The 10,953-nt window shown below is 69.4% G+C and carries 16 protein-coding genes; 2 read left to right on the top strand and 14 right to left on the bottom strand.

The features are described from left to right. The first annotated feature begins 20 nt into the window (after positions 1-20). Positions 21-878, top strand: coding sequence for a ParA family protein (locus tag AC068B_RS40615; RefSeq protein ID WP_478676483.1), 858 nt, complete (start codon positions 21-23; stop codon positions 876-878). Further along, a complete protein-coding gene (locus AC068B_RS40620; protein ID WP_478676484.1) occupies positions 875-1,795 on the top strand; it encodes a hypothetical protein in 921 nt (306 codons plus the stop codon). The genes AC068B_RS40615 and AC068B_RS40620 overlap by 4 nt, the downstream gene beginning before the upstream one ends. A 103-nt stretch (positions 1,796-1,898) precedes the next feature. Here the strand turns inward: AC068B_RS40620 and AC068B_RS40625 are convergent, their stop codons facing one another. The 14 genes from AC068B_RS40625 to AC068B_RS40690 form a co-directional block, all read right to left on the bottom strand. Beyond that, positions 1,899-2,531, bottom strand: a complete 633-nt coding sequence (locus AC068B_RS40625) for a hypothetical protein (RefSeq protein WP_478676485.1) — start codon at positions 2,529-2,531, stop codon at positions 1,899-1,901. Positions 2,532-2,663: 132 nt separating this feature from the next. Beyond that, positions 2,664-3,176, bottom strand: coding sequence for a bifunctional DNA primase/polymerase (locus AC068B_RS40630; RefSeq protein ID WP_478676486.1), 513 nt, complete (start codon positions 3,174-3,176; stop codon positions 2,664-2,666). A gap of 141 nt (positions 3,177-3,317) precedes the next feature. Next, a complete protein-coding gene (locus AC068B_RS40635; RefSeq protein ID WP_478676487.1) occupies positions 3,318-4,526 on the bottom strand; it encodes a hypothetical protein in 1,209 nt (402 codons plus the stop codon). Between the two features lie 131 nt (positions 4,527-4,657). Then, a complete protein-coding gene (locus AC068B_RS40640; RefSeq protein ID WP_478676488.1) occupies positions 4,658-4,981 on the bottom strand; it encodes a hypothetical protein in 324 nt (107 codons plus the stop codon). Continuing rightward, positions 4,978-5,751: a hypothetical protein gene (locus tag AC068B_RS40645; protein ID WP_478676489.1), complete on the bottom strand. Its 774-nt coding sequence runs from the start codon at positions 5,749-5,751 to the stop codon at positions 4,978-4,980. Before AC068B_RS40645 ends, AC068B_RS40640 begins: the two co-directional genes overlap by 4 nt. Continuing rightward, a complete protein-coding gene (locus AC068B_RS40650; protein WP_478676490.1) occupies positions 5,738-6,091 on the bottom strand; it encodes a hypothetical protein in 354 nt (117 codons plus the stop codon). The genes AC068B_RS40645 and AC068B_RS40650 overlap by 14 nt, the downstream gene beginning before the upstream one ends. Positions 6,092-6,195: 104 nt before the next feature. Further along, positions 6,196-6,942, bottom strand: coding sequence for a nuclease-related domain-containing protein (locus AC068B_RS40655; RefSeq protein ID WP_478676491.1), 747 nt, complete (start codon positions 6,940-6,942; stop codon positions 6,196-6,198). Next, positions 6,939-7,631, bottom strand: a complete 693-nt coding sequence (locus AC068B_RS40660) for an ASCH domain-containing protein (protein ID WP_478676492.1) — start codon at positions 7,629-7,631, stop codon at positions 6,939-6,941. Before AC068B_RS40660 ends, AC068B_RS40655 begins: the two co-directional genes overlap by 4 nt. A 146-nt stretch (positions 7,632-7,777) precedes the next feature. Beyond that, positions 7,778-8,149: a hypothetical protein gene (locus AC068B_RS40665; RefSeq protein WP_478676493.1), complete on the bottom strand. Its 372-nt coding sequence runs from the start codon at positions 8,147-8,149 to the stop codon at positions 7,778-7,780. Next, entirely contained in the window at positions 8,146-8,745 is a 600-nt protein-coding gene (locus AC068B_RS40670) for a hypothetical protein (protein WP_478676494.1), read from the bottom strand. Before AC068B_RS40670 ends, AC068B_RS40665 begins: the two co-directional genes overlap by 4 nt. A gap of 105 nt (positions 8,746-8,850) precedes the next feature. Further along, on the bottom strand, positions 8,851-9,252 hold the full coding sequence (locus AC068B_RS40675; RefSeq protein ID WP_478676495.1) for a hypothetical protein: 402 nt from the start codon (positions 9,250-9,252) through the stop codon (positions 8,851-8,853). 4 nt (positions 9,253-9,256) lie between these two features. Next, positions 9,257-9,463: a hypothetical protein gene (locus AC068B_RS40680; RefSeq protein ID WP_478676496.1), complete on the bottom strand. Its 207-nt coding sequence runs from the start codon at positions 9,461-9,463 to the stop codon at positions 9,257-9,259. 276 nt (positions 9,464-9,739) lie between these two features. Continuing rightward, the gene (locus AC068B_RS40685) at positions 9,740-9,940 is read right to left on the bottom strand and encodes a hypothetical protein (RefSeq protein WP_478676497.1); all 201 of its coding nucleotides are present in this window, start codon (positions 9,938-9,940) and stop codon (positions 9,740-9,742) included. A gap of 15 nt (positions 9,941-9,955) precedes the next feature. Next, the gene (locus tag AC068B_RS40690; protein ID WP_478676498.1) at positions 9,956-10,951 is read right to left on the bottom strand and encodes a C40 family peptidase; all 996 of its coding nucleotides are present in this window, start codon (positions 10,949-10,951) and stop codon (positions 9,956-9,958) included. Between the last annotated feature and the right edge of the window lie 2 nt (positions 10,952-10,953).

A 10,953-nucleotide genomic window follows, 5' to 3' on the forward strand; every position in this document is an offset into this window, starting at 1 on the left:
GTCTGACTATCGTCCTTCCCATGACAGAAACCTCAACAGGGCCTTTGATCGGCGCCCAGGCGCATGCCACCGAGGTGATCGGCGGCATGCGGCCGGGTGATGAAGCTCGAATCATCGCGATGTGCAACCAGAAGGGTGGCGTCGGAAAGACCACGACGACCATCAACCTGGGTGGTGCGCTCGCTGAGCACGGGCGTCGCGTTCTTCTTGTCGACGGCGACCCGCAGTGCAACCTCACGGCCGGATTCCGCATCAAGCCGCCGGGCCCCCAGGACCTCACACAGGCGCAGGTGGTCCTGGACGCCCTCGATCCGCAGCCCCTCATTCGTGAGACGAAGGTCGGCAATCTCTACGTGATGCCTGCCAGTCTCGATATGGCAGGCCTGTCCACCGATCTGAGGGACACCGGGACCGGGCTGACCCTGTACAAGGTCATGCTCGACAAGCTTCGCGCGCTCTTCGACGACATCCTCGTCGACCAGCGTCCGGCCCTTGACCTGGACACGGATTCCCAACTGGTCGGCTGTGACAAGAGCATCATCCACACCGACGTCGACGAGTGGTCCATGGACGGTCTCAAGAAGCAGCTCGGCCAGCAGCGGAAGGTCATGGCCCGCGCGCAGCGGGAGGACTTCGAGGTGCTCGGCCTGGTCATCGGCCGTCTCACCAAGCCCATGGGCCGTTTTGACGCCAGGGTCTACGAGCTGCTGCAAAACCACCCCACGGTCAAGTGCCTGGGTGAGGTGCCAGTGCGCGCGGCAGACATCAAGGAGGCACGCAACAAGGGCATCCCTGTCTGCCAGTTCAGGCCCCGTACGGACACGGCCCAGTTCTTCCGTGGCATCGCTGCGAATGCCGGGCTGGTGAAAGCCGCGTGAGCGACGACGACTTCGACCTCGGCTGGGGCGGCGAAGACGAGGCCGGCGAAACCGCCGACACCCTTGAGGCCGTCGACTCCGGTCGGGATCGCCAGCGGGAGCAGGCAGAGGCCGCTGCGATCGCCCAGGCCGTTGCGAGCGCGATTGAGGCAGTCCGCCCGGGACTGGACAAGATCCCAGACCCGGTCGAGCCCGCTGGTGACGGTGACCTCACGCCTGAGGAGGAGAGGCGTTTCGAGGAATGCAACGCTGGCCTCGAACTACTCAGCAAGGCGTACTTCATCGCCGGAAAGTCGCTCGACACGATCGCGGTCGGCAGGCTCTTCCGGAACCTCCCGCACAAGACGGAACTCGGCCGGTGCTACGAGACCATCGAAGAGTGGGCGTGGTTTGAGCATGGCATCAAGTCCTCACGCTGCAGCAAGCTGCGCGCCGGGTGGGAGCTCGGCGAGGTCCTCGCGGCCCGCGGCTACAACGCGCCCGAGGGGCAGGTCCGAGAGATCGTCCCCGTGAAGAACAAGCATGGGCTCAAGGCGGCGATCGGGCTGTACGAGATGGTCGTCCAGACCGTGGGCGCGGACAAGGTCACTGCTGCGACCTTGCGAGAGATGGTCCAGTTGCTGCCCGGGGATCTTGCCCTCAGCGACGAGGACGACCCCAAGGTCATCGCGCAGAGCCTGGCGGGCGCCATAGAGAAGGCCGGGCCCACCAAGACCACAATGAAGGCTCCTGCTGTCCCGGACGAGCTGAAGCGGGCGGTCGACCGGCGTGCAGTCGCCATCGCCGACAAGCTCAAGGTCGGCCGGATCCCGCGCAACACGGTCTTGGTCGCGCTCCTTGAGGCATTCGCAGATGAGCAGGACTCGGCTGTGTTCGACGCTGTTCTTGCGCGGGTCAAGAAGGCCGGAACGCTGTAGCCAGTCCACAGAGCACGGAGGCCCGGCCATGGGTGGTGGCCGGGCCTCCGTGCTCTGAACTGGTAAGCAGCATACGGCAGTTGCCCACGGGTAAAGCGGCTGCCTATTCGGTCCACAGCAGGTACAGGCCGATAGGCACGACGGCGGGTTTGTCACCGGTGATGACCCACCGGTAGTACTCCTGGGCCGAAGTGAGGTTGAGCGCGATGTCACCCTCGTCGGTCTGGTAGGGCTCGCTGATGGCCCGCAGGTCCCAGCAGAACCCCAGGGGCGTGACCTGGATGATCCTGCGCCCGTGCAGGTGCGTCACGGTCCGGGCGGGCATCGGGATACGCACACCGGGAAGGTCGGCGCGCGGCGCCAGGCGGCGAAGCACCGCGTTCGCGGGGTCCAAGGGGGCGCGGTCATTGCGCGGCGGGGCAGGATCGTAGGAGAGACGGTGCTCGATGAAGAGGTGATCCAGGGAGACGCGGCGCGAGTGCGTGGGGCCTGGGCTGATCTGAGACCGCCAGTAGTCGAGTTCGGGCACGACGTGTGCCCAAGAGCCGTCGGTGTCATGGTGGGCGTCGCCGAGAACTCGCAGATCGTGGACGACGCCGATGCCCGGCTCGACGACGACGGCAGGCCTCCCGTGGAGGTCGGGCATGTTGGCCGCGGGCATCGGGACGGCAGATGGCGGAACGTTGCGGTACCACTCGCCGCCGTCGACCTCCAGTTGCGGCAACTCCTCATCCATGAGCGCAGTATCCCCCGCCCTCTGCTGCGGCAGCAGAGGGCGGGGGATACTGCGCTCAGAACTCCCGTTCAGTGGCCCAGTGCGCGTCGATCATGTCTAGCTAGAAACCCGCGACCGATGACCGATGGGTTCTCACAGGAGCCGCAACAGCCACCCCGGAAGTGGGTTGATGAGAGCGGGCCCCACCGTCTCGAAACGGCGCCCCTTCACGACACTCCCAGAAGCCATCACGTGTCCACCGCAGCAGTGCGTGTCAACCAGAGTCCCCAAAGATCCTGAGGTGCTGAAGAGCCTGCGGCCACCAGGTGCGCTGAAGTACAGATAGCTGCCTCCACTCGCTGTTCGAACCGTTCGGGTGCGTGGCACCAACTCCCCGTGCTGCGCACAGACTTCCTTGAACTGGTCCAGGCCGCTGCCGACCTCAGCCTCATGCAACTCGATCACACAGAGGCCCGCAGGACCTGTTGCCACTCCCACGTTGAAGGGCTCGACCGCCCACGCTCCACTGATCTCGTCAGGGTCGGTCATGATCCGATCCGTCACCGGCTCTGCCCCGCCCGCTTCCAGGGCGAGCACCGGCCAGCAACGAGCGGCAGCGGTCAGTGCTACTTCCAGGAGCTGCTTCCGCAGATCGTCATCGCTCATACCTGTCTAACTCCGTGGATTCCAGGAGGGCGCCGCCCTCACTGGCAGTCAGTGCGGAACTGACTCTGTGCATCCACCTTCGAGCCGCTTTTGGACTCGTTGCAGTGTGGTACTGACCCACCGTTTTTCGCCCTTCACCCGCTAGCCCTCCTGCATCTTGGCTTCTGGCTGCCGGTCCCAAAGGTGCACGGTGCTGCCGGTGCGAAGTGGGGCGTCCTGTGGGCCTTTGATGTGTCCGGGAACGATGCGGTCCTCATGCTGGCAGTCCCCGGCCGCGTGGCCGCCGGGGTTGAGGCAGGTGGAGCGCCTGTACGGGCGTACCGGCCACCGGCAGGACCATGACGGTTCCCGGCGGCCGGTGCTCGCTGCGGCGTCGGCGGCGGCGGCTTCCCGGGGCGGCCGTTGGGCGGTGTGGACGTTGATGACGCGTACGGCCGACGGGTCCGTGATGCCCTGTCGGGCGTCTCGCTTCCTGCCGGACCGATCCCGGGGGATCTCCTCTACCTCTGCCCACCGGGTGCCCCCCGCGGCCGTCATGAGCTGCCACGCGGTGTAGAGGGTGTGCGTCCATACGTCGGTGGTGTCGGGCCGCGCCGGGGCGAACTCGGCGCCATCGATGAGCAACACCTCGTTGTCCCAGTTGAGCGGCCCCCCCGCCACGTTGTGGCGTTCCGCCTCGATCATCCCGGCCGTCATGACTGATCCGTCCCGCATCGTGCCGAGCACGGTCTCCGGGGGTAGGCCAGAGAACAGGTTCCGGGGGCTGTAGTAGGTCACCCAGATACCCCGGGTGCGGGGCGGAATCGCGGCGTACCCGTCACGGGTGGTGTGGCCCCACGTCACCGGTGAGCCCTCGACGTCCACGTCCTCTGGGGTCCACGCGGTCCACGACGCGGCCACGATCGGTGTCGTGACCTTGGCATCGACCCCCGGCCGGGCGGCGAGGGTGCCCGCCAGGGCGGCCCCGACGTCCTCGACGTAACCGCCGATGGGCTCGCCGAACACAATCAGCCCGGATTCGGCTGGCAGGCGGTCGATGCTCACCCGCTCCCGGGGCGGGGTGGCGGCGGCGGCCAGAGCGAGGGCCGTCATGTCCGCCGTGGCGTAGTAGAGCTCGGCCTCTTCGAGTCGGGCCCGCTCTGCCTTGTTGAGCAGGATCGCGGCGAGGGTGTCGGCCGCAATCGGCGCGTTGCGCATGGTGGGCACGATGGAACAGCGGCCCGCGCGGATCGCCTCGCGCATGGCGAGGTTCGACGGTTCCGACGCGGTGAAGTCGACGAGTTGCGCACGCCACTCTGGAAGCTGCTGCGGATCCGGAGGAATCCACCGGACGGGGGCGGTTGCGGTCATGAACGGTGCCTTCCTGGCTGTGATTGTTAACTGGCTGCGGGTCGCCCCTACTTCCGGTGGGGTGACCCGCAGCCATGTCGGCACGGTAGTACCAGGGGGTGTCAGCGGGTGCCGATTCTCCGAGTGCCCCCTCAGGCAGCGTGGCAGGGGTTGGGGCAGGCGTCCGGGTGGCGGTGGTGGTCGTCCCGTTCTCCCTCGGGCGTTCCGGAGCAGTCGGCGAGGACGGTGTTGCACCACGGTCCGGGTACGGTGCCGGAGCCAGCGCAGATCTTGCATTCGGCGCTGAGTTGCACCTGGTACGCGAGGTGCAGTGCCTGGGTGACCTTCGCCCACTTCGCGGCGGAGTCGGCGAGCGTGGTGGATCCGGGGTGGTCTGTGCGGCTGGCGTCGTCGCGGGCGGTCCGTGCTGCCTGGATGAGGTATGCGGCGAGCTGGGCGGCGCTGGGGTTGTTCATGCTGCTCCCTCGGTCGGGGTGGTGGCGGGCGGCTGGATAACCTGGTCCTGGTACCGGTCCCAGGGCGTGCAGTGCGAGGTGGTGGCACCGTGCTCGTCGCGGACGGTGATCTGCCAGATGGGCCAGCCCTGGAGAGGGCCGGGCCGGATATCGATAACGTCGTATTCGCCGGACGAGTTGCGGTAGCGGCCCCCGACCTGACGGGGGCCGATCTGGGTGGCGACCCACTCGTCGTACGTCTCGTCGTCCACGAGGTCCTTCGGCGGGTGGCCGCGCGGAATCTCGTACAGGTGGGCGTAGAACCGGGCGGTCTCGGCGGCCGCCGCCACACGTGCGGCCGCGTACGCCTCGCTGCGGGTGGCGTAGCGCCAGATGGTGTCGTCCGTCAGCGAGACGGCGGGGAGCCAGCGACGGCCGGTCCAGACGTCGTGCATGCCGTCGGAGATCTGCCAGCGTCCGGTGCCGTGGTCGCGGCGGGCGATGACGACGGCATCGGGACGCAGGTGATCGGGGCAGGGCACGCTCAACTCGGTGGCACAGTCGAGGACTTCACGGAGCTGTGCGGCCTCGGCGGCGGCCGCGGCCTGGTGCTCGGAGGCCTCGAGGTCGTGCTGGTCCAGGCGGGCGGCGACGTGCCGGATGATGCGCTCGGCGGCGCCGGATACATCGGCGGTGCGGCCGAGCAGAGACGTTTCGCGGAGTATGGCCTCGATGACGGCGGACAGGGGAGCGGTCGCCCCGGCGGACGGGCGGCGGTCAGAGGCGGTCATCGTGGGTCTCCGGGGTAGCGGCGGACTTGTCGCGGATCGCGGTGAGGGCGCTCGGCAGATTGACCTGGACGGCACGGCGGGCGAGGGCGAGCTGGTGTGCGTAGTGGTCGATGAGCTCGGTCATCGCTGCGGCGGCGAGCAGGTCCGGGGTGGAGGCGTGCGCCTCCTGGAGCTCCTCGCTGGCCTCGGCGAGGGCGGCGAGGAGGTTCGTGCGGCGGCCCAGGAAGTGACCGCGACGCAACGGCTCGGAGGGCAGCGGGGAGGTGTCGAGGCGGGCGAGGCTGGCGGCGAAGTCGTGCAGATCCGCCTGGATCTCGTCGATGCTGCGGGCGGTGTCCATCGGTAGCTCCCTTGATCGGCGGGAGGGCCGGGCGGCTGTCCCGGTCCTTGACGAGGCCGCACCCGCACAAGGGGTGCGGCCTCATGAAGGGCCGTCAGCGGCGGTCAGTCGGTATAGCGCGGGAGGGTGGCCTCGGCACGTGCTGCGAGCGCGGTGAGCACGTTCGGCTCGTGCTGGTGACGGACCTTGCGGAGGGTCTGGGGAAGGTGGTGCGCGGCGACGATGTGGACGCCGCAGTCGGTGCGGAGCCCGTGGCGGGGCACTTTGGCTCCGTGCACGGCGATGACGGCGGCGACGGGGACCTGCAGTGCCTTGGATGCCGCGGCTGCCTCCCACTTCACGGTGGGCAGAGCGCGCTTGTACGAGGTGCGGCCGATCCGCAGCACCCCGCCGCGGACGGAGACCTTGCCGCCGCCGCGTGTCGTCTTGGTGTCGATGTAGACGGCGCCCAGGCCGTCGGGGACCAGCGCGAGGTGATCCAGGTTCGCCCTGCTCCCCGGCACGCGGCGGTCGTGCAGGACCACCCAGTGCTGCGGGGTCAGGGAGAGCAGCGTCCTGGCGGTGCGCCGTTCGCCCTCGGCGCCGAGCAGCCAGCGGCGTACCTCGGGGCTGGGTTCATAGATCCGGCGCAGGAGCAGGCACGGGATGGCCAGGGCGGCGAGCAGGGGCAGTGTGCCCGCGACCACCATGTCGACGATGCTGTAGCCGAGGTAGGCGAGCACGAGGGAGGGCAGAGCCCACAAGCGTGCCCTGCGGTGCATCTCCTGGAGCTCGGTGCGGCGCATCTCCTGGGCGTGACGGCGGGCGGAGGCGCCGGCCTCCCGCCACTGGTGCGGGACCGGGGCGCTCATCGGGCGTTCTCCCGTTGGCTGAGGACGGCGACCAGGACGTGCGCGTCGGGGGTCCACAGGTACACGGCACCGGTGCAGGGAACCGGGGTGGGCAGCGCACGGACGTTGCGCAACTCCCAGTGCCAGCTGTCGGCCTCGCCCCACGGGGCGCAGCACACGGCACCGTCCTCGTCGGAGCGGGCACGGTGGCAGCCGTCGAGGCGGGCGGTGGCCACCACGGCCTGACGCGGGAAGGTCAGGTCGGGGTGCTCGTGCGCGGCCGCCGTGACGAGGTCCTCGTTGGCCAGGAGGCTGGAGTGGACGAGAAGCAGCCCGCGGTGGGAGGTGCGCCGGTCGCGGTTCTCGACGCCCTTGCCCAGGTGGGCGATGGCGTCGGCCCAGGGCTGCTGTGTGCTCATGCCGCGTGTGCCGCGCAGGGCCAGTGTCACGGCCGATCGCAGGGTGTCCGGGCCGAGCTCGGTGACCAGGGCGCGGGCGGTGTCCTGCCGGGCCAGCGCGTGATCGGGGTAGTCGCCGAACTCCTGGTTGAAGGATTCCTCTGAGTGCCGCGAGCCGTAGCCGAGCAGCTGGTCCGCGATGGCCGCGGCGGTCGTCTTGAGGGTGGGAGCAGGGTTCAAGTGCAGTGGACTGGCGGCGAGTTCGGCTGCGAGTTCGGTGACGAGGGTTCGGGACAGGGTTGTTGTGGTCACGGCGGTGTCCTCCGTGGGATTCGGTGTGTGAGGAACCGGGCCGGGGCGGGTGTGTGTTGGGCAGACGCGCCCCGGCCTGGGGTATGCGGGACCAGGTACGCCCTGGGCCCGGGCCTTGGTCGAGCGAGGCCCGGGCCCAGGGTCGGCTACTGGTCGGTGGGCCCGGCGGGGCGCGGCTGTTCGACCAGAGCCCAGAGTTCGACCAGCCGCAGGGCGCAGTGGAAGCGGGTGCTGAGCTCGCGTCCGCCATCGGTGCGGCGGCGGACGCGGACCATCCCGCCGTGTACCGCGCGCACGGCGCGCACGGCGCCGACGGCGGTGGACGGGGACCAGGCGGGCAGCGCGAGGTGACCGCGGACCGTGCCGCTGGCGGTGATCTCCCAGGAGCTGACCGGGGGGATGTCCTCGCGCTTGAGGAGCTTCTCGACGGCGCGCGCGGCGCCGATCTGGGAAGCGCGCGTGTACTCGGCTGCGGCGTCGGCGGACATGACCGTCACAGGACTCACCACGGCGCTCACCGGCCGTTGGTGACGTCGGTGTCGGCGAGGGCGGCGAGCTCAAACCAGACCCGCTCTTGAGCGGCGTCGGCGAACGTGTGCCAGGCCCGGGCGCTGGTGGCCCACGGCTCGGCGCCGTAGGGCTGGTCACCGATGCCGATCTGCGTGTCGATCGCCACGGCGTAGAGACCGTGGAGCTCGATGCCGAACCCCGGCGGCGGCGACGGCACCAGCGAGCTCTGGTTCGCGGTGGCGTTCTGAGGGGTCAGGCGGCGGTCGAGGGCCGTCAAGGTGTGGCTGGTGCCGTAGGCGTAGGCGAACGTCGCACGATGCCAGACCCGGGACAGCGAGAGGGCCAGGCCCTGATGGGAGAAGCAGATCTCGCTGAGGACGGACGGGATGTGGGTGCGCTGGTAACCGTCGAAGGTGACGGTCGCGGAGGTGACGGCATCGGTGGCCTGGTCGGCATCGGAGGCATCCGTGCGCAGTGCCCTGGCGGCGATGTCGGCGCTGTCGAACGCGTGACGGGCGCGGGAGGCCGCGGCGTCGAGGGCCTGGAGGCTGTGTGCCAGCCCGTGCGCCCATGTGGGGACACGGGTGAGTGTCGAGTCGTACACGATTCTCCCTGGTGTTGGGCAGGGTGTGCGGTCTGTGCGGTGGCCTTGCCGGGGCCGCCCGTTGGTGGCGGGCGGGGTGTGTCCCCGGTGGGCCGTGATGGTGCGTTACTTCTTCTTGATCAGGCCGGAGATCGAGGCGGCGCTGAGATCGAGCAGTGTTCCGGCATCGCGCTGCGAGACTCCGGCCCGTGTCAGCCGCTTGGCGAGGGGCTCGGCGGCGGCGCGGGCACGCTCGGCGACCTGGTCGGCCTCGCGCCGCAGGTCCCGGGCGTCGGTGAGCGCCTGGTCGAACTCCGCGTCGCCGGTGCTGTGGTCCATCTCCAGCACGAGGGTCTCGGGGGCGAGGTCCTCGTGCCGGGCGATGGCCTGGCGTACGGCGCTCTCCAGGCGGGAGAGCGAGCGGTGCGGGTCGATCTCCACCTCGGGCAGCTCGACGATGTGGGGCTGCCACAGTCCGCCCTCGGTCAGGACGGCGCGTGCGTGGTAGCTGCGCGAGGTGGAAGTCATGGGATCAGTGGGTCCTCTCGATGAGCACTCCCACGCTGCGGGCCACGGCGAGCAGCTCGTCGTCCTCCGTGCCCGGCGCTGCGGTGGCGCGGCGGACCGCGTCGGCGAGCGGGGGCAGGGTGGTGGCGGCGGCATTCAGCACCGACAACTCCTCGGGGTCAACCGCGAGTTCGGCCAGGATCCGCGAGCCGTCGAGCGCTTGCTGGGGCACAACGTGGATCGTGTGGACGGGGGTGATGGACAATGGTGCCTCCGTGTGAGTTGCGGAGTGAGGGGTACGGCGATCGTTGGGAAGCGGGAGCCGTGCCCCTCGCATTTCTGCGAGGCCGGGCGGATACCCGACCCCTCCATAGTGTTCAGAGCCTGAACACTTGTCAATGCCCTGAACGGTGCGTGTCGGGTGGAGTGTGAGCCCGCCCAGTCTGGTCTGCCCCGGACAGCAACGTGCGCAGAGCGCCGGATTCAACTCCGGTGCTCTGCGCACGAGTTACTGCCGGTGGTCGGGCAGGCGCCACGTCGTTTGGCACAGGTCATCGAGCGTGGCGACGATGTCGTCCGGGTTGAACCGTCTGAGCAGCTGCACCAGGACGGCGTCGCCCTCGGCCGTGGTGCCGTTGCTGAAGTGCTCGCGTCCGGCGTCCAGGAGCTGCTCGCGGATGCGTGCTCGTGCGCGCGCGCCGTGTTCCATTGCGGGTGCCCCCTGTCATGCCTGCGCGGCGATCGGGTCCATCTGACTCGCGGGCAGGCGCCCGAACTTCATGTTCTCGGCGGCCGGGTCGTACGCGCGCACCCGCACGTCCAGACCCGTGCGCGGCGCTTCCAGGGCGAGACCGGGGCGGACCACGATCATCACGTGCGCGGGCCCGCCGGACTCGAACCGCGTGAAGATCAGGTCGCCGGATCGCTCGCGGCCGGACGGGATAGGCACGGACACGTCGTGCATCTGCTGCGAGGTGCGGACCTTGAGCTGATAGCCCTTCTGCCGCCAGGCGTAGACGATCAATCCGGAGCAGTCGAAGGAGTCCGGGCCGGTGCCGCCCCACTTGTACGGCTTGCCGACCTGGCCCATCGCCACAGACACGTAGCCCGTGGTGGTCACGGAGGCCGGTGTACTGAGCGGGGTGCAGCCGGAGCTGCTGTTGATCTGCTGCACCCCGCCGGGTGTCGACTTCGAGGACGCGACGAGCTGCACGGCCTTCTGCTCGTGCTTGGCGTACGCGTCGGGGAACCCGGACCGCTGGACTGCCTGCGCGGCCTCGGTCACCTTCATGTTCTGCCAGCCCTTGACCTTGTTTAGACGGCTGTAGAACGTCGCCGCTGCGTAGGTCGGCGTCATGAGCTGTTCCCGGGTGCCCCACCCCATGCTCGGCCGTTGCTGGAACAGGCCCACCGAATCCCGGTCGCCGTGAGGCTTGTTGATCAGGCTGGATTCCTGCAGGGAGGTGGCCACGGCGACCACGCGGCCACGGACCGGCACGCCGAGCCGGGCGCCGACCGAGACGATGGTCTCGGCGTTGCGGGTCTGCTCGGGGGTGAGACCGAGACCCTTGGGGTTGAGCTTGCTGTCGGCGATGGCGCACGCCACATCGCCCAGATTGACGCTGTCGAGCGGCGCGGTCGCGGCGCTGGACAGCAGGGTGGTGATGAGCAGGGCGCCCCCGGCGGCGGCCGCGGTGAGCACGAGGAGCGGGCGGGCCATGG

The sequence above is a fragment of the Streptomyces sp. NPDC042371 genome (assembly GCF_056437465.1).